At 62.5% G+C, this 17,041-nt stretch carries 18 protein-coding genes; 10 read left to right on the forward strand and 8 right to left on the reverse strand.

The window, feature by feature from the left end:
* The gene (locus NKJ67_RS10785; RefSeq protein WP_352581313.1) at positions 1–1,209 is read left to right on the forward strand and encodes an MFS transporter; all 1,209 of its coding nucleotides are present in this window, start codon (positions 1–3) and stop codon (positions 1,207–1,209) included.
* A 182-nt stretch (positions 1,210–1,391) separates the two neighbouring features.
* A complete protein-coding gene (locus NKJ67_RS10790) occupies positions 1,392–1,658 on the forward strand; it encodes a hypothetical protein (RefSeq protein WP_127271315.1) in 267 nt (88 codons plus the stop codon).
* Positions 1,659–1,754: 96 nt separating this feature from the next.
* Here the strand turns inward: NKJ67_RS10790 and NKJ67_RS10795 are convergent, their stop codons facing one another.
* The 4 genes from NKJ67_RS10795 to NKJ67_RS10810 all read right to left on the reverse strand — a co-directional run bounded on the left by NKJ67_RS10795 (position 1,755) and on the right by NKJ67_RS10810 (position 5,572).
* Positions 1,755–2,309, reverse strand: coding sequence for a hypothetical protein (locus tag NKJ67_RS10795; protein WP_127271313.1), 555 nt, complete (start codon positions 2,307–2,309; stop codon positions 1,755–1,757).
* Between the two features lie 135 nt (positions 2,310–2,444).
* Positions 2,445–3,530: a YcjF family protein gene (locus NKJ67_RS10800; RefSeq protein ID WP_352581315.1), complete on the reverse strand. Its 1,086-nt coding sequence runs from the start codon at positions 3,528–3,530 to the stop codon at positions 2,445–2,447.
* Positions 3,527–5,005, reverse strand: a complete 1,479-nt coding sequence (locus tag NKJ67_RS10805; RefSeq protein ID WP_352581316.1) for a YcjX family GTP-binding protein — start codon at positions 5,003–5,005, stop codon at positions 3,527–3,529. Before NKJ67_RS10805 ends, NKJ67_RS10800 begins: the two co-directional genes overlap by 4 nt.
* A gap of 63 nt (positions 5,006–5,068) precedes the next feature.
* On the reverse strand, positions 5,069–5,572 hold the full coding sequence (locus NKJ67_RS10810) for a SixA phosphatase family protein (protein ID WP_127270625.1): 504 nt from the start codon (positions 5,570–5,572) through the stop codon (positions 5,069–5,071).
* Between the two features lie 330 nt (positions 5,573–5,902).
* On the opposite strand from NKJ67_RS10810, the gene dksA reads away from it, so the two are divergent.
* The gene (gene dksA / locus NKJ67_RS10815; protein WP_013531862.1) at positions 5,903–6,319 is read left to right on the forward strand and encodes an RNA polymerase-binding protein DksA; all 417 of its coding nucleotides are present in this window, start codon (positions 5,903–5,905) and stop codon (positions 6,317–6,319) included.
* Between the two features lie 204 nt (positions 6,320–6,523).
* On the opposite strand, the gene NKJ67_RS10820 is transcribed toward dksA, so the two are convergent.
* Positions 6,524–7,267 carry a flagellar biosynthetic protein FliO gene (locus tag NKJ67_RS10820; protein WP_127397467.1) on the reverse strand — a complete coding sequence of 248 codons (744 nt, stop codon included), beginning with the start codon at positions 7,265–7,267 and terminating at the stop codon, positions 6,524–6,526.
* A gap of 223 nt (positions 7,268–7,490) precedes the next feature.
* On the opposite strand from NKJ67_RS10820, the gene cckA reads away from it, so the two are divergent.
* Together cckA and NKJ67_RS10830 are read left to right on the forward strand one after the other, a co-directional pair.
* Positions 7,491–10,064: a cell cycle histidine kinase CckA gene (cckA, locus tag NKJ67_RS10825; RefSeq protein WP_023813021.1), complete on the forward strand. Its 2,574-nt coding sequence runs from the start codon at positions 7,491–7,493 to the stop codon at positions 10,062–10,064.
* An 87-nt stretch (positions 10,065–10,151) separates the two neighbouring features.
* A complete protein-coding gene (locus NKJ67_RS10830) occupies positions 10,152–10,859 on the forward strand; it encodes a purine-nucleoside phosphorylase (RefSeq protein WP_128303575.1) in 708 nt (235 codons plus the stop codon).
* A gap of 5 nt (positions 10,860–10,864) precedes the next feature.
* Here NKJ67_RS10830 and NKJ67_RS10835 read toward each other — a convergent pair whose 3' ends face one another.
* Positions 10,865–11,122 carry a c-type cytochrome gene (locus NKJ67_RS10835; RefSeq protein WP_352581317.1) on the reverse strand — a complete coding sequence of 86 codons (258 nt, stop codon included), beginning with the start codon at positions 11,120–11,122 and terminating at the stop codon, positions 10,865–10,867.
* Positions 11,123–11,265: 143 nt separating this feature from the next.
* On the opposite strand from NKJ67_RS10835, the gene NKJ67_RS10840 reads away from it, so the two are divergent.
* The gene (locus NKJ67_RS10840) at positions 11,266–11,703 is read left to right on the forward strand and encodes a VOC family protein (RefSeq protein ID WP_128303576.1); all 438 of its coding nucleotides are present in this window, start codon (positions 11,266–11,268) and stop codon (positions 11,701–11,703) included.
* 10 nt (positions 11,704–11,713) lie between these two features.
* Here the strand turns inward: NKJ67_RS10840 and NKJ67_RS10845 are convergent, their stop codons facing one another.
* The gene (locus NKJ67_RS10845; RefSeq protein WP_013531854.1) at positions 11,714–12,019 is read right to left on the reverse strand and encodes a ribbon-helix-helix domain-containing protein; all 306 of its coding nucleotides are present in this window, start codon (positions 12,017–12,019) and stop codon (positions 11,714–11,716) included.
* 208 nt (positions 12,020–12,227) lie between these two features.
* Here NKJ67_RS10845 and NKJ67_RS10850 point away from each other — a divergent pair, with 208 nt between their 5' ends.
* The 3 genes from NKJ67_RS10850 (at position 12,228) to NKJ67_RS10860 (ending at position 14,853) form a co-directional block, all read left to right on the forward strand.
* Positions 12,228–12,623 (forward strand): VOC family protein, encoded by a 396-nt coding sequence (locus NKJ67_RS10850; RefSeq protein WP_352581318.1) that lies wholly within the window; start codon positions 12,228–12,230, stop codon positions 12,621–12,623.
* A gap of 81 nt (positions 12,624–12,704) precedes the next feature.
* The gene (locus tag NKJ67_RS10855; protein ID WP_127268967.1) at positions 12,705–13,235 is read left to right on the forward strand and encodes a gluconate 2-dehydrogenase subunit 3 family protein; all 531 of its coding nucleotides are present in this window, start codon (positions 12,705–12,707) and stop codon (positions 13,233–13,235) included.
* Between the two features lie 46 nt (positions 13,236–13,281).
* A complete protein-coding gene (locus tag NKJ67_RS10860) occupies positions 13,282–14,853 on the forward strand; it encodes a GMC family oxidoreductase (RefSeq protein ID WP_127268966.1) in 1,572 nt (523 codons plus the stop codon).
* 63 nt (positions 14,854–14,916) lie between these two features.
* Here NKJ67_RS10860 and NKJ67_RS10865 read toward each other — a convergent pair whose 3' ends face one another.
* Positions 14,917–15,330 carry a hypothetical protein gene (locus tag NKJ67_RS10865; protein WP_352581319.1) on the reverse strand — a complete coding sequence of 138 codons (414 nt, stop codon included), beginning with the start codon at positions 15,328–15,330 and terminating at the stop codon, positions 14,917–14,919.
* Positions 15,331–15,639: 309 nt separating this feature from the next.
* Here NKJ67_RS10865 and urtA point away from each other — a divergent pair, with 309 nt between their 5' ends.
* On the forward strand, positions 15,640–16,950 hold the full coding sequence (gene urtA, locus NKJ67_RS10870) for an urea ABC transporter substrate-binding protein (RefSeq protein ID WP_352581320.1): 1,311 nt from the start codon (positions 15,640–15,642) through the stop codon (positions 16,948–16,950).
* Positions 16,951–17,041: the final 91 nt, after the last annotated feature.

Genomic DNA, 17,041 nt, shown 5'->3' on the forward strand with positions numbered 1-17,041 from the left:
GTGACTGACACAACATTACAGATTGAAGACGCCGCGATTGGCCTTGATGCCGATGCACCAGCCGCGTGGAGTTCAGCCACCTGGTTCGCGGTCATTTCATTGGCGGCCACCAGCTTTGCCCTGGTGTCGGCCGAATTCCTGCCCGCAGGTCTGCTGACGCCAATGGCACGCGATCTCGGCATCAGCGAGGGGACGGCCGGCCAGGTCGTCACCGCCACCGCTTCCGTCGGCGCCGTGACGGCCATGTTGAGCAATGTTCTCATCGGCCGCTTGAACCGCAAGGCGGTGCTGGTTGGTCTCAGCGCTCTTGCGGTCGGTTCCAATATCCTGGCGGCGCTGGCGACCGATTTCTGGCTGTTGCTGTTGGGCCGGGCCGGGCTGGGCATCGCTCTCAGCGCTTTCTGGGCACTTTCGGTCGCCGTCGTGGCGAGGCTGGTTGGCGCCAATGCGACAGGTCGGGGCATGGCGATCGTCACCCTCGGCGTCTCGCTTGCCACCATTGCCGCACCGTCGATGGGCGCGTTGATCAGTGACTGGATAGGGTGGCGCAGTGCCATGGCCATGACGGCGGGGCTGGCCGCGCTTGCCATGCTGCTGCAGTTTCTCAGCCTGCCGACCTTGCCTGCAACGGCTAGCAACAGCCTTGCAGATGTATTTCGGCTGACCCGGCGGTGCGGCATCCAACTCGGCATGCTGGCTATTGTTTTGCTGATGACGGGGCATTTTGCCGGCTCGGTCTATGTGCGTCCCTTCCTCGAACAGGTGACACTCCTTACAACCGGACCGATTGCCCTGGCTCTGCTCGGGTTTGGCATCGCTGCCGTGATCGGTAATGTTGCCGGCGGCCGCATGGCCGACACCAACATCCACATGGCCCTCGCAGTCACCGCAGGGTTGATGGCGGTTGCGGCACTTACTTTGGTGCTTTGGGGCTCGCATATCGGCGTTGCCTTCGGCTTCGTTACGCTGTGGGGTTTCGCCTTTGGCATGGCGCCGGTGGTGCTGCCGACCAATATGTCGCGCGCGGCGCCTGATGCGCTGGAGGCAGCGGGCAGCCTGATGGTCACCTCTTTCCAGATTGCCATCACCATCGGCGCGGTTGTCGGCGGCTATGTCGTGGACACCTATGGCGCGACCGGGCCTTTGACTCTGACTGCTGTCCTTGCCGCATCGACCGCCGTCTTGGCGCTGCTGCAGCCACGCAGCTGAACTTTGCTGCCGCTGACAAAATAGCCTGAATCCGGGCCGCCGCCGATGTTGCAGGCGCGATACACAAGTTGAGGCCGGGAACACGTTGCATCTTGCCGCAATCGAAGGCTAAGGACGCTCGGCTTCGGCCATTGGAGGGTGATCGACGATCAAGTCGCGCCCTTTTTGAGGAGATGACTGACATGAAGAAGTTTTTGTTTGTTGCCGTCGGCCTGGCGGTGCTTGCCGGTTCGGCTTGCTCGAAGGCGCCCGAGTGCACGGCGGAAATCGCGACCAAGAAGGCGCAGGACATGGCTACCGCGCTGCAGGAAGCGATTACCAAGGACCCGTCCAAAGCGGCTGATCTGACGGCCAAGGTCCAGGCGGTGACAACCAAGTATCAGGGCGCTACGACATTGGCCGACGCCTGCAAGGCCTATGACGAACTGACGGCCACAATCAAAGGCTAACGCCCTGATTTGAGATCAAGGCCTAAGCGCCTGATTCGATGGGCTCAAGTGAGAGGGCGGTGACCGTTGGGTCGCCGCCTTTTTCTTTGGATTTTTTCAGTTCGGCGCGATGGAGCCGACTTCGACTGCATCGACGCGCTTCAAGCTCATGCCGATCACCGGCACCAACTGGTCGTCGACGCGCACGGCAATAGTCACTGTCATCGAATTGTCGTCAGGGATGCGAGCCTGCATGACGCCGCGCAGCTGGTTGCGGTTGATGGTGAAGACCACTTTGCGGGCATCGACGACGTTGCCGCCGATGATGTCGAGGCCGGAACCGGTCGCGCCACCCATAAAGCTGCCCTTGTAGCCCTCGCGGCCCTTGCGCTCGATCTTGGCCGACATCGGCTGGGTGAACATGCCGACCCGGCAGCCGCCGTCGAGCGACATGCCGACCTTGCCGTCGGGCGTCGAGCCGGTGAAGCTGCAGTTGAACTTGGTGCCTTTGTACTTGCCGGCGACGATTTCGCCGGGACCGATCCACTTGCCTTCAGCAGACTGGAAGAACTGCTTGTCCGGCTCCGCCGCAGATGCCACTCCGGCAATGCCGACGACTGCCGCAATCACCGTTGCCAGGGGCAGGACGCTGGATAGAATTACGCTTTTCATCGACGACACCCGGCAACAAAGATGCTGTTTGGAACCCGTCTGACCATGAACAAGATTGGTTAATGCTTCGTCACCGAGGAGCCGCGGCAGAGCAGTCCGGTAACGATTCCGAATGTCCGGACACTCCAGCCTGTCTCACTTGCCGGATGGGGTTTCACCATCTTTCCTGGTTGCGAACGATGTCAGCGCCGAGAGGAAGTCGCCCAATCCGGGACGCTTGGCGGCGCTGAAGGGCAGGGGTCGCGCCGTCTCCATCGCGGCGATGCCGATGCGCGCCGTCATCATGCCGTTGACGACGCCCTCGCCAAGCTTGGCCGAAAGGCGCGCGGCCAGGCCGTGGCCGACGATCTGCTGGACGAAACTGTCACCGACCGCGATCGAGCCGGTGACCGCCAGATGCGCCAGCACGCTGCGCGCCAGGCGAAAGAAACCCAGCGTTCCGGGCCGTCCGCCATAGAGTTCCGACAGACGGCGAATGAGCCGTCCCGCCTCGAACACGACATAGGCGACATCGACCAGTGCGCGCGGGCTGACCGCCGTCACCAGCGAAACGCGTTTGGCGGCCTCGAGGATCATCACCTTCGCCCTGGCATCGAGGGGGCCCAGAATTTCTGCCTCGGCCAGGCGCACGAGATTGCCGCCGTCGATGATTTCGCCGCGCAGTTCGGCCAGCGCGCGCCGGCCGGCCGCGGTCTCGGGTTTGGCCGCGACAAAGGCCGACAGCTCGTCGACGACCGATCGTGCCGCCTTGGGATCGTCACGCTCGATTGCGTCGAGCGCCCGTTTCTGCAGCTTTTCGACCTCGGCGAGGCGGCCGATCGCCAGGAATTCGCGAATCAGGATCACCATAAGCGCCAGCACGGCGATGGCAGCCATGCCGGCGGCCAGCCAGCCCAGCCATTCGGCGCGCGCAAAGAGGTCGCGTATGAGCTGGTCGGTCCACAAGCCGACAGCCAGCGAAACCAGCACGCCAAAGGCGCCGAAGAAGATGCTGCCGAGCAGCGAGCGTTTCCTGGGGGCAATGGCCGGTGGCGGCTCCGCGGCAATGATGTCGGGCTCGTCGAAGACATCGACGTCCGCCGGGAGGACCATCGCGACATCGGTCTTCATCGCGCGCGGTTTGCGCTGGGCATCGGCCTGGGGGCGCGGTTCTGGGTGCGTTTGTCTTGATGTGGCTTCCGGCTCGATGCGGAATGCCGCCGGCTTGCGGGGCGCGATCATGCCAAATGATCTCCAATCAGGAACTGCAAGGCACGGTCGAGCCTGATATGCGGCAGCGACAGGGTGATACCTTCGGCCGTGCGTTCTAGCTTTGGGGGACGGAAACGGACGAAGCGGATTGCAGGGTCCGCGGCATCCTGCTTGTGATCGGCTCCCGAAAGATCAAAAACCGCATCAATTTTCTCCGGTAAATCACCAGGAAATATGGCTGTTTCAGTTTTTCCATCGAAGGTTTCGCCGTTGATCTTCTCGCCGGCGATCGGCGTGCCGATAATGACTGGCAACGTCTCTCGGCCTTGCTTGACGGTGCCTTCGCGCGACGCGCGCACCGCCGCCATGGCGACCACGTCGACATCGGCGCCGGTGAAATTCGCCCGTGCCACGGCTCGGTCGGCAAGCCGCCGCACGATCGCCTGCAGGCGGTCATGGCTTTCGTGGTGCAGATGGTCGGCCTTGGTCGCGGCAACCAGGATGCGGTCGATGCGCCGCGAAAACAGATCGGTGAGGAAGCTGCCCCGGCCAGGTCGGAAACAGCTGAGGATCTCGGTCACCGCGCGTTCCAGGTCGGCCATGGCGCCCGGGCCGGCGTTCAGCGCCTGCATGGCGTCGATCAGCACGATCTGGCGATCGAGGCGGGTGATGTGTTCGCGGAAGAAGGGTTTGACGACATGCGTCTTGTAGGCCTCGTAACGCCTGTCCATCATGGCGTGCAGCGACCCTGCGCGCGGACGCCTGTCACCGATCCCGGCCAGGGGCGCGAAAGTCAGTGCCGGCGAGCCTTCGAGATCGCCCGGCATCAGGAAACGGCCGGGCGGCAAGGTCGAAAGCGCCCGCTCGTCGAGCTTGCAGGCCTTCAGATAGGCGGCGAAGCTTTCGGCCAGGCGGCGCGCCGTCATCTCGTCGGCATCGGCGTCCGGATCGATCCCAGCCGACAGCGCCCGCCAGGCCTGCGACAGGTCCTCGCGCACCGGCAGAACGGCCATTTCAAAGGCTTCGTGCGAAAAATCGGCGAAGGATTTGCCGAGCAGGGGTAGATCGAGCAGCCATTCGCCGGGATAATCGACGATATCGACCGACAGTCTGCCTGAAGAAAACATGCGGCTCCAGCCGGAAGCCGATTCATATTCGATGGTCAGCCGCAGTTCCGAAATGGCGCGCGTCGAATCGGGCCAGGCACGATCGTTGACCAGGGCGGCTATGTGGTCCTCGTACTGGAAACGCGGCACGGCGTCGTCGGGCTGCTGCTCGAGGAAGGCGCGGGCGATGCGCCCCGATTTCTGCGCCTCGAACAGCGGCAGGCGGCCGCCATGGATCAAATTGTGGACAAGGGCCGATATGAACACCGTCTTGCCGGCGCGGGACAATCCGGTCACGCCGAGGCGCAGCGATGGGGAAAAAAGCCCGGTGGCGCGGCCTGACAGCGTGTCGAGGGCAATCCTCGCCTCGTCGGTGAAGGTGGTCAGCGATGATGCCAAAATATGCTCTCTCGGACTTCGGTCCGCCCGATATAGGCTCTACAACCAGGCTTTGAAATGGCTTCAGAGATCGGCCGGCGTCAGGAACGCTTCGAGATAGCCGGCGCCTTGGGCGGCGCTGGCAAGATCGCCGTCGAAGCGGACGACCGCCAGGCCTGCGGTCGGAAACCCGTGGTTCAGCGTGGCCCGCGCGGTTTCGTCGCCGTCGCCCGAAACTGCCATGGTGAGGTCTTCCATCATCGGGTTGTGGCCAATGACCAGCAATGAGCCCGATCCGCCATTGTCGCGGATAAGGTGGAGGTAACCGGCCGCGTCCGCGCTGTAGAGCGCGTCGAAGAACAGGACCCGGCCGGTGTCGGTCTGGCCGGCCAGGCCTTCCAGCGTCTCCTTGGCGCGTTTGGCATTGGAGCAGAGTGTGCGGTCCGGAACATAGAGGCGGGAGCGCATGGCGGCGCCCATCATTTCGGCATCGGAACGGCCGGACGCGTCGAGCGGGCGATCGAAATCCCGCATGCCGGGCAGTGCCCAGCCAGCCTTTGCATGTCGCAACAGATAAAGCCTGCTCACCCAACCTCCGAATGCCGAAGCCTCCCGGGATTAGCCACGAGAACGGCGTTGCGCACAATGCCCGTGCTCTTCAAACACAGCGAATCACCCAATGCTGCTTGCTGCAAAGGCGCTTGCGTATCGCCCCGGGATCACGGCCGATCTCGGAAAGCATGTGCCACCGGATCCAAAGTGTCTCGGCGGAGTTTGTACCAAAGCGACCGTACGCGGCTGCAAAGACCCGTGGCGGGGTACTTTAACAATTGCGTGAAACAGCGGCCGATTGCGCTTGTGCAGGCGTCGGACGACGAATATATAGGCGCCAAATTTGGGGCAGTTTGGGTGAGTCGAATGAACGACATCGTTACCGCCGATTACGTACCCTCCGAAGACGAGCCGTTCATGAACGAGCGGCAGAAATCCTACTTCCGCTCAAAGCTCGTCACCTGGAAGAATGACATATTGCGCGAAGCGCGCGAAACACTGGAAATCCTGCAGCAAGAAAACGCCAACCACCCCGATCTGGCCGACCGCGCCTCTTCGGAAACCGACCGTGCCATCGAACTCAGGGCCCGTGACCGTCAGCGCAAGCTCATTGCAAAGATCGACTCCGCCCTGCAGCGCATCGACGAAGGCACTTACGGCTATTGCGAAGAGACCGGCGAGCCGATCGCGCTGAAGCGGCTCGATGCGCGTCCGATCGCGACATTGTCGATCGAAGCGCAGGAGCGGCATGAGCGCCGCGAAAAAGTCTATCGCGACGACTGAAGGTCAAGGCCGGCGGCGCACGGCCGGCTGTCCCGAACGAACTCGATCCTGAAAATGGCCGGTTTTCCGGCCATTTCTATTGGTGCGGCATCCACCGCTCTGAGGCGCGCGAAGGCCGCAAACCCTTGATATTTGGCGCTTGGACGAGGTGGTTCGGCAGCGGACCGGCGACGATGTTTCGCGGGATAGCGACCCGGCCGCCGCTCATCTCTTCTGACTGGAGAGTTCGCCGAGAAGCTTGGTCATCTCGTCGTCGAGCGACTGCGGCGCCGCCGGCTTGCCCACCGGGCCGCCCGAACGGGGCTGGTCCAGCGACACTTCGAGTTCCCTCATCAGCGTGTCGTCGATGCTGTCCTGCACCGGCTGCGGTGGTGGCGGGGCGTGCCGGGCGGTGTTGGCATTGGCGGAGCCGTAGGCCGGCAACGGCGTGACATTGGTCGGCTGATAGCTTTGCGTTGCCGGCTTCGGTGCAGGTGCCGGCGGCGCTGTTGGACGCGGGCGGGCGGGCGTCGTGTTCACCGGCTGTGGAGCGGGTGCCTGTCTCGCCGGCGGCGGAGCGGGTTGCGGCGGACGTGGCCTTGTTGCTGCCGGGGCCGCGGTGGCCGGAACCGGCTGCAAGCCGCCATCTCCGGTCAATGCCGGCCGGCGTAGCGCCGAAAGTCGGATATCGCGCTCGACGACGACGTCGGTCGGGCCGCCGATCAGAAGCAGGTGCTCGATGTCGTCGCGGCGTATCAGCACCAGCCGGCGATGGCTATCGACGGCGGTGGCATCCATGACGGCCAGTCGCGTCTTGCGGTTCCGGCCGCCGGCGACGAAGGTTCCGAATGTCAGGTTGCGCACCAGCTTGATGATGACGAGAACGATGACCAGCAGGACAAGCGCTGCAAACGTCCACAACAATGCTGCGGCATAACCGGGACCTGCCACGCTATCGAGCCATTGCATTGGGTTCCCCTGATCGCCCTTGGAAGTGACGAGACACTAGACCGTTGCAGCGGGCCACCGCAAGTTGCGTTTCACGCCGGTGAACAGCTAGAAAAACTCCGAAGCCCGGAAGACATCATTTTTATCCGACATTTGCCGCCCAGGCCTTTTCCGGACTAGGAGAATGTGATTCAACCCGCTAGGGGCGGGTGTCGGAACACCGGAATTCACGAGCAGGGGGCACATGGCCAAGGAAGCGCGCGGCGATTTCTATCCGGTACCGATCGTCGACCAGAATACGCGACCCGGCGCGGTCACCCGGCTTATCATTTTCATCGTCGTTCTGACGGGGGCGGCGATCGTCTTCGGGCTTTTCCGCGAGCGCCTCGGCGATCCTTTCCTGCTCGGCATGCTCGGCGTGCTGGCGATGATCGGCGTCGGCTTCCTGTTCGCGACGGCGATCGGCTTCGTGCAGGTCACGCCACGCTCGACAGGCGACGAACTGTCGAAATCCTTCGTCGATTCGATGTCGCAGGGACTTCTCGTCACCGACACCAAGGGCCGCGTCGTCTACGCCAATCGCGCCTATGCGGATATGACCGGAGCATCGTCCGCTGCCGACCTGAAGACCGTCGAGGGATTGCTCTCGGATGTCCCCGAAGCCTCGGTGACGATATATCGCCTGGCGTCCGGCCTGCGCGACGGCCAGCCGGGCGACGGCGAGTTTAGGCTCGCACAGTCCATTCGGCCCGGTGCCGAGCCTGGCGCCCGCTGGTACCGGGCACGCGCCCGCGCCTTCAGCGTTCCAGGCCAGCGGCTGCCGATGCTGGCCTGGCAGCTTGCCGACATCTCGCAGGAGCGGGCCGAGCAGGAGCGCTTCTTCCTCGACCTGCAGAAGGCGATCGATCACCTCGACCACGCGCCGGCCGGCTTCTTTTCGGCCGACCAGGAGGGCCGCGTCACCTATATCAACGCCACGCTCGCCGAATGGCTGGGCATCGACCTCACCAGCTTCACGCCCGGCGCCGTGTCTCTGTCGGAGATCGTGGCCGGCGACGGCATGGCGCTGGTCCGCTCGGTCAAGGCCGATCCCGGCACCACACGCAACGCGGTGATCGATCTCGACCTGACGACCACGACGGGCGAAGCGCTGCCGGTGCGCTTCATGCACCGTGTTTCGGCCAGCCGCGAAGGATTGAACGGGCCGACACGCACGATCGTGCTCAACCGCACGCAAGGCGAGGATGCCTCTGCCGATTTGCGGGCTTCGGAAGTGCGCTTCACCCGCTTCTTCAACTCGACACCGATGGCGATCGCCGGCGTCGACCACAATGGGCGCATCCTGCGCACCAATGCGCCGTTCCTGTCGCTGTTTTCGTCTGTCGTCGATCGCGACGCCGTCGACCGTCGCGTAAGGCTCGACACGGTGATCCACGAACGCGACCGGCCGGCCTTCGCGGCTGCCTTCGAGAAAGCGCAGCAGCGGCAGGCCGACATCGAGCCGATCGACACGCTTTTGCCCGGCAACGACGAACGGCACATCCGCTTCTACGTCAACGCCGTCGCCGACGGCACCGGTGGCGAGGGCGCCGAGGAGTCGGCCATCGTCTACGCCGTCGAGACGACGGAGCAGAAGGCGCTCGAAGGGCAGATGGCGCAGAGCCAGAAGATGCAGGCGGTCGGCCAGCTTGCCGGCGGCATCGCGCATGATTTCAACAATGTGCTGACCGCCATCATCATGGCGTCCGACCTTTTGTTGACCAACCACCGTCCGTCGGACCCCTCCTTCCCCGACATCATGAACATCAAGCAGAACGCCAACCGGGCGGCTTCGCTGGTGCGGCAGCTTCTGGCCTTCTCGCGCAAGCAGACATTGCGGCCGGAAGTGCTCAACTTGACCGACGTGCTCGCCGATCTCAGGATGCTGCTCGCCCGCCTTGTCGGCAACGACATCAAGCTGAAGGTCGACCATGGCCGCGACCTGTGGCCGGTCAAGGTCGATATCGGGCAGTTCGAGCAGGTGGTGGTCAACCTTGCGGTCAACGCGCGCGACGCAATGCCGGCGGGCGGCGATCTCACCGTGCGCACCCGCAATGTGACCGCCGAGGAGTGCAAGGCCTTTTCCTACCGCGAACTCGCCCCGGCGGACTATGTCGTGGTCGAAGTCGAGGACACCGGCAGCGGTATCGCGCCCGACGTGCTGAAGAAGATTTTCGAGCCTTTCTTCACCACCAAGGAAGTCGGCAAGGGCACCGGCCTTGGCCTGTCGATGGTCTACGGCATCATCAAGCAGACCGGCGGCTTCATCTTTTGCGATTCCGAAGTCGGCAAAGGCTCGACCTTCCGCATTTTCCTGCCGCGTCACATCGCCGAAGCGAAAAAAGCAGGCGAGCCCGGCGATGCGCCGGCGGCGCCGGCAAAGGTCGCCGATCCGGCCAAGGATCTGTCGGGCTCGGCCACGGTGCTGCTCGTCGAGGACGAGGATGCCGTGCGCATGGGCGGCATGCGGGCGCTGACCTCGCGTGGCTACACCGTGCACGAGGCATCGTCGGGCGTCGAGGCGCTGGAAGTGTTCGAGGCGCTGGGCGGCAAGGTCGATATCGTCGTTTCCGATGTGGTCATGCCGGAAATGGACGGACCGACACTGCTTGGTGAATTGCGCAAGCGCCAGCCGGACATCAAGTTCGTCTTCGTGTCCGGCTACGCCGAGGACGCATTCGCCAGAAACCTCCCGGCAGATGCGCATTTCGGCTTTCTGCCCAAGCCGTTTTCGCTCAAGCAACTGGCGACGATCGTCAAGGACGTGCTGGAGTCTTAGAGCCTTTCCCATGTTCCACCTTGCACAACGCCGTGACAACGCCATGATTGCGGGTGAAACGGCAGGAAGGCTTAGGGGGAGCAACTGGTGACGCCGCACAACGAAGCGGACAAGGACGACTACGCCGACACGGTTTTGTTGCCGGGTGACCCGCAGCGCGCCGAGTGGATGGCGCAAACGTTCCTGGAAGCGCCGCGCTGCATCAATCGCCGCCGCGGCGCACTTGGCTTCACCGGGCTGTTTGGCGGCAAACCCGTCAGCATCCAGGCGACGGGCATCGGCGTTTCATCGTTTCTGATCTACGCGCATGAACTGCTGGACCATTATGGCGCCCGGACGTTGATCCGCACCGGCACCTGCGGCAGCCTGACCGCAAAAGCAAAACTGCGCAGCCTTGTCATCTCACAATCGGCACAGGCGGAAAGCGCCCAGAGCGGCCAGGTTTTCGGCCTTTATGGACCCGCTGGCCCCGACCCGGCGCTCCTCGCATCGTCGCTGGCCAAGGCGGTAGAATTCGGCATCGACCATCATGCCGGCCTGACGGTGTGCAGCGACATCTTCTATCACCCGGAAGGGCGCGCCCGTTTTGCCGTTGCGCAAGCGGAAGGAGCCCTGGCCGTGGATATGGAAACCAGCGCGCTCTATCGCATATCGGAGCATTTCGGAGCGCGTGCGCTGTCGATGTGTGTCGTGGTCGACAACATCGAGACCGGCGAACAGACCGACTATTCCGAGCGCCAGGCGCTTTTCACCGACATGAGCCGTCTGGCGCTCGCTGTCGCAGCCGAGAGCTAGCCGAGTTACGGGAGCAATTGCTTGCGCACGGCTGCCGCATCGTCGGAGGCGACCGCTGGGGCGGTGTTGCCCCAGCTGGCGCGCACATAGGTCAGGACGTCGGCGACCTCCTGGTCCTTCAGGCGCCAGGCCAGGGACGGCATGGCGGGCGTTGTTGGCGCATCAGCCGTATGCACGGCCTGACTGCCGGCAAGGACGAGCCGGGCCAATGTTTCGGAACTGCCCTGCGCAACGATAGAATTGCCGGGCCACGATCCCGCCAAGCATCCGGCCTACCTGCCCGGATGCTGGACCGATAGAAACAGCATCGTGCCATCAGCCATGAATCAGGACCTGATCGCACTTGCTCAGCTGGCAAGCAGCCTAAGGAGTTTACGGCCTGGACGACGCCTTATAGACTGAACATATGGCGCTCAAACGGATGGACAACATAGGAATCGTCGTCGATGACCTCGAAGAGACGATTGGTTTTTTTGGCGAGCTCGGCCTTGAGCTCGAAGGGCGGGCCATGATCGAAGGGGAATGGGCCGGACGTGTCACTGGACTGGGCGATCAGCGCGTCGAGATTGCCATGATGCGGACGCCGGACGGCCACAGCCGGCTCGAACTGTCCCGTTTCCTCACGCCGCCTGTCGTCGCCGATCACCGCAACGCCCCGGTTAACGCCCTGGGCTACCTCCGCGTCATGTTCACCGTGGACGACATTGACGGGACGCTTGAAAGGCTCCGCAATCGCGGTGCGCGGCTCGAAGGCGAAGTCGTCCAGTATAAAGACGTGTATCGGCTCTGCTACATTCGAGGGCCTGGAGGGCTTCTCATCGGGCTCGCCCAAGAACTCAGCTGAGCGCAATAAGCTAAGCAGCCTCCCGCTTCGGCACCATCTGCTCATCCATTCCTGGCCGATGGCCGCGCAGATAGAGCGCGCAGGTGGTGCGCAGCATCGACGCAAAGTTCGGGATGGCGCCGTTGATCTCTATGGCTTCGTCATAGAGCTTGGAGATGAATTTTGGCGTCGTCAGATTCTGGTTTTCAGCGATTTCGTCCAGCAAAGCCCAGAATGTCGCTTCGAGCTGGATGCTGGTCGAGTGGCCGTCGATGCGAATCGACCGGTTGATCTGGCGGTAACCTTCGGGGTCCTGGCCCGCAAACACCCTGCACATCCGACAAACCTCCCATGATTGTTGGTCTTGGGTGGACGGGCGTGCAGTTTGATACTGCTTGACCTGTCCCCACATGCATTCTCGGGCAAAATTGCCGGTCCGGCAATCGGACTTTCGTCCCGTTCGCGGTGGCGGGCGTGGTAACCGGCTGCCACCACCTTTTGTCCGTGCCGCGCATAATCGCCTCCACACCAGCGCGGAGACTGATTTGGCCAAGGCGATACACAGTATGATCCGGGTTCTCGACGAAGCCCGATCGGTCGATTTCTATAGAAACGCCTTCGGGCTCGATGTCGCCGACAGGCTGGATTTCGAGACATTCACGCTCCTTTACCTCAGCAATGCCGAGGCAGGGTTCGAACTCGAACTGACCGTGAACAAGGATCGGCAGGAGCCTTACGGGCTCGGCGACGGCTACGGCCACCTTGCGGTCTCGGTCGTCGATCTCGACAGCGAACATGACCGTCTCGGTGCGCTCGGCCTCAATCCGAAGAAGATCGTCGAGTTCAATCGCGACGGGTCGCTGATCGCCCGCTTTTTCTTCATCGAGGATCCGGACGGCTACAAGATCGAGGTTCTGCAACGCGCAGGTCGCTTCCAATAGGAGACATAGCAGCCGCGCCGGCAGGTGCGGCGCCAGCAAACGCACTCTCAACAGTGCACATAGCAAGCAGGGAGGAATAAAATGGTCACGATCTATGACGCGAAGCCCGGGCTGTCCCGTCGCGAGCTTCTCAAACGCGGCGGCATCGGCGCGCTGCTCGTCATCTCAGGCAGCGCCGTCATCAGCCCCGAGCATGCCTGGGGACTGGAGACATCGGCACTCAAGCCCGAAACCATGGCGACGCTGATCCAGATGGCGCGTGACATCTATCCGCACGATCAGGTTCCGGACAAATATTACGCCATTGCCGTGAAAGGCCACGACGAACAGGCCGGCAAGGACGCCGCCTACAAGACTATGCTCGAAGATGGCATCGCCGACCTCGACAAGAAGTCCGGTGACGGCGGCTACCGCGGCCTTGGCTGGGAGGACCAGCGCGTCGCCGTGCTGAAGCAAATCGAGGCGACGCCGTTCTTCCAGGCCATTCGGGGTGGCCTCGTGGTCAGCCTCTACAACCAGAAAGAGGTGTGGCCGATCTTCGGTTACGAGGGCGAGTCCTATTCCAAGGGCGGCTACATCGCGCGCGGTTTCGACGACATCGAGTGGCTCTGAGCCCCGTCGTTCTTGAACCCGCAAACAGAAATCATGGGAGGAAACCATGGCAGCTTCATTTGATCTGAACAACGATGGCGTGGTCGTCATCATCGGCTCGGGCGCCGGCGGCGGCACGCTCGGCAACGAACTCGCCCAGAAGGGTGTCGACGTCGTCATCCTGGAAGCCGGCGCGCGCCACGAATACGAAGACTTCATCAATGACGAGTGGGGTTCGTTCAGCCAGCTCGCCTGGACGGACAAGCGCACCACGTCGGGCGACTGGCGTGTGGCCAAGGACTTTCCCAACCTGCCGGCCTGGATCGTCAAGTCGGTCGGCGGTTCGACCACGCATTGGGCGGGAGCTTCGCTGCGCTTCCAGGAGCATGAGTTCAAGGGGCTGTCGACCTACGGCAAACTGGAAGGCGCCAACCTGCTCGATTGGCCGATCACGCTGGCCGAGATGGAGCCCTACTATGCCAAGGCTGAAGCCAAGATGGGCGTCACCGGCACCAATGACTGGCCGCGGCTGCCGGGCAACAACAATTTCAAGGTGTTGAAGGCCGGCGCCGACAAGCTCGGCTACAAGGAATGCCACACCGGCAACATGGCGATCAACTCGGTCGATCGCGACGACCGCATGTCCTGCCAGCAAACCGGCTTCTGCTTCCAGGGCTGTAAATGGGGCGCCAAATGGTCGACGCTCTACACCGAGATACCCAAGGGAGAGGCGACAGGCCATCTCGAAGTCAGGCCGAATGCCATGGCGATCAAGATCAACCATGACGCCAGCGGAAAGGTGACCGGCGTTGTCTACGCCGACAAGGACGGCAAGCTGCAGGAGCAGAAGGCGCGCATCGTCGCGGTTGCCGGCAATTCGATCGAGAGCCCGCGGCTGCTGCTCAATTCGGCGTCGGGGAAATTCCCCGATGGGCTTGCCAACTCGTCGGGTCAGGTCGGCAAGAACTACATGCGTCACACCACCGGCTCGGTCTATGCCATCTTCGACAGACCGGTGCACATGTATCGCGGCACGACCATGGCCGGCATCATCCGCGACGAGGCGCGGCATGATCCATCGCGCGGTTTCGTTGGTGGCTACGAGTTCGAGACGCTGTCGCTCGGCCTGCCGTTCATGGCAGCGTTTCTTGATCCGGGCGCATGGGGGCGCTCGTTCACCACAGCACTCGATCACTACGACCACATGGCCGGCCTTTGGATCGTCGGTGAGGACATGCCGCGCGCGGAGAACCGCATCGCGCTGCATGCCGACGAGAAGGACGCGCACGGCATGCCGATCGCCGACGTGCATTTCGACGACCATCCGAACGACACGGCGATGCGTAACCACGCCTACAAGCAGGCTACGGCACTCTATGATGCGGTCGGCGCCACCCGCACCTTCCCGACGCCACCCTATCCGTCGACCCACAATCTCGGCACCAACCGGATGAGCGAGAAAGCGGAAGACGGCGTCGTCAACAAGCACGGCCAGGCGCACGACATCAAGAACCTGTTCGTGTCCGATGGCAGCCAGTTCACCACCGGTGCCGCCGAAAACCCGACCCTGACGATCGTGTCGCTCGCGATCCGCCAGGCCGACTACATCGCGGCGCAGATGTCGGCCAAGACGATCTAGTCACATCCTCCCGACGGACTGCTGGCGCGGACCCGCAAGGTTCCGCGCCTTTTTCTTGCCGCCTCACTGCTTGGTGCAGGTCGAGGCGGTGAAGGCGCCGTCGGGCTGCTTCATGATGATGTCGAAGGAGGGCACGGTTTCGCCGTCCAGCGTCGCCTGGGTCAGCGACAGTGAATTGCCGCCGGCGGTATATCCGCCCAGCGGCCCCAGCCACGAGATCACGCCGTTTGCGTCCATTTGGTAGTTGTAGCCCTGCCGCGCGGTGCCGAAGACGCCGAGGCTGGCGTAGACGGGGCCGCTGTAGACGTTCCCCTTGATGGTGATGTCGCCGAGGCTGAGGAACATGCCAAGCAGGTACACTTCGCAATGATAGGCGCCGTCAGGCATCTTGCCGTCGCTGAAATCGGCTCGCGTGGCCACGGTTGCTGCAGCCAGAAGCAGTATGCCGATGAAAATACGTGAAATACCTGAAACCATGACGTCGCTCGCTTGAAGAGCGAGCTTGCCCTATTTTTGCACCGCGCCGCAACATCGGTCGCCTGAGGCACGGGTGAGTTCAAAATCTAGGCAGATTTGGTAAATGATCGAAAAATAGGCAGAGGCTGCGCAAGCTGCGCAAAATTCCCTCAATCGATTTCTGGCCACCTCTCTTTGTTTTGTAAGCCCTATATTCCAAGGTGCTGATATCTATAATTTATTTGTGCCCTTTCGGGATTGCCAGAGCGGTTGGCATGGGGGTTGCTTTGTAGTGTTGCGGTGCAATCAACTAGCTTGGGAGTCTGTAATATGAGGGGTAATTTCTCGACAATAACAAAAATGTTTTCGGCTGGTGTGGTCGCCGCCGGCCTGTTGACGTCCGCTCCGGTCAAGGCCGCCGACGACACGATCAAGGTCGGCATTCTCCATTCGCTGTCGGGGACCATGGCGATTTCGGAGACGACGCTGAAGGACGCCATGCTGATGCTCATCGACGAGCAGAACGCCAAGGGTGGTCTGCTCGGCAAGAAGCTCGAGGCGGTCGTCGTCGATCCGGCTTCCAACTGGCCGCTGTTTGCCGAAAAAGCGCGCGAACTGATCTCCAAGGACAAGGTCGCGGCGGTGTTCGGCTGCTGGACCTCGGTGTCGCGCAAATCGGTGCTGCCGGTGTTCTCGGAACTCGACAATATCCTGTTCTACCCCGTCCAGTATGAGGGCGAGGAAAGCGAGCGCAACGTGTTCTACACCGGTGCGGCGCCGAACCAGCAGGCCATCCCGGCTGTCGACTATCTGATGAGCGAGGATGGTGGTTCGGTGAAGCGCTGGGTGCTGGAAGGCACCGACTACGTCTATCCGCGCACCACCAACAAAATCCTCGAGGCCTATCTGAAGGCCAAGGGCGTGGCGGCTGAAGACATCATGGTCAATTACACGCCGTTCGGCTTCTCCGACTGGCAGACCGAAGTTTCGGCGATCAAGAAGTTCGGTTCGGCCGGCAAGAAGACCGCCGTCGTCTCGACCGTCAACGGCGACGCCAACGTGCCGTTCTACAAGGAACTCGGCAACCAGGGCATCAAGGCCGAGGACATCCCGGTCATGGCCTTCTCGGTCGGCGAGGAAGAGCTAGCCGGTCTCGACACCGCGCCGCTGGTCGGCCATCTCGCCGCCTGGAACTATTTCGAGAGCGTCGACACGCCCGAGAACAAGAAGTTCATCGCCGACTGGCACAAGTTCATCAAGAACGACAAGCGGACGACCAACGACCCGATGGAAGCCCATTATATCGGCTTCAACATGTGGGTGAAGGCGGTCGAGAAGGCCGGCACCACCGATCCGGACAAGGTCATCGACGCCATGATCGGCGTCTCGGTGCCGAACCTGACCGGCGGCTATTCGACGATGATGCCGAACCACCACATCACCAAGCCGGTGCTGATCGGTGAAATCCAGGCCGACGGCCAGTTCGAAACTGTGTCGCGCACGCTGGGTCTGGTGATGGGCGACGAATGGTCCGACTATTTGCCTGATTCCAAGGACCTGATCTCCGATTGGCGCGCGCCTCTGTCCTGCGGCAACTTCAATGTTGCCACCGGCAAGTGCGGCGGCAAGGGAACGAACTGATACTCCCAGGGCTGACTTAGTCAGACCGCGCGTCCGGACGGCTTCCTCCGTCGTCCGGACGCCCATTTAAAACCTTCGAAAAGGGTAACGG

Source organism: Mesorhizobium sp. M0088, from assembly GCF_040322895.1.
Classification (GTDB): domain Bacteria; phylum Pseudomonadota; class Alphaproteobacteria; order Rhizobiales; family Rhizobiaceae; genus Mesorhizobium.

Bases quoted from the DNA above. Each gene is read 5' to 3' on its own strand.
- NKJ67_RS10845 (WP_013531854.1), bottom strand. From the start codon at position 12,019: ATGTGCAGGGTGTTTGCGGGCCAGGACCCCGAAGGTTACCGCCAGATC.
- NKJ67_RS10800 (WP_352581315.1), bottom strand. From the start codon at position 3,530: ATGATCGCGCCCCGCAAGCCGGCGGCATTCCGCATCGAGCCGGAAGCC.
- NKJ67_RS10865 (WP_352581319.1), bottom strand. From the start codon at position 15,330: ATGGTTTCAGGTATTTCACGTATTTTCATCGGCATACTGCTTCTGGCT.
- NKJ67_RS10860 (WP_127268966.1), top strand. From the start codon at position 13,282: ATGGCAGCTTCATTTGATCTGAACAACGATGGCGTGGTCGTCATCATC.
- urtA (WP_352581320.1), top strand. From the start codon at position 15,640: ATGAGGGGTAATTTCTCGACAATAACAAAAATGTTTTCGGCTGGTGTG.
- NKJ67_RS10790 (WP_127271315.1), top strand. From the start codon at position 1,392: ATGAAGAAGTTTTTGTTTGTTGCCGTCGGCCTGGCGGTGCTTGCCGGT.
- NKJ67_RS10820 (WP_127397467.1), bottom strand. From the start codon at position 7,267: ATGCAATGGCTCGATAGCGTGGCAGGTCCCGGTTATGCCGCAGCATTG.
- NKJ67_RS10840 (WP_128303576.1), top strand. From the start codon at position 11,266: ATGGCGCTCAAACGGATGGACAACATAGGAATCGTCGTCGATGACCTC.
- NKJ67_RS10855 (WP_127268967.1), top strand. From the start codon at position 12,705: ATGGTCACGATCTATGACGCGAAGCCCGGGCTGTCCCGTCGCGAGCTT.
- cckA (WP_023813021.1), top strand. From the start codon at position 7,491: ATGGCCAAGGAAGCGCGCGGCGATTTCTATCCGGTACCGATCGTCGAC.
- NKJ67_RS10795 (WP_127271313.1), bottom strand. From the start codon at position 2,309: ATGAAAAGCGTAATTCTATCCAGCGTCCTGCCCCTGGCAACGGTGATT.
- dksA (WP_013531862.1), top strand. From the start codon at position 5,903: ATGAACGACATCGTTACCGCCGATTACGTACCCTCCGAAGACGAGCCG.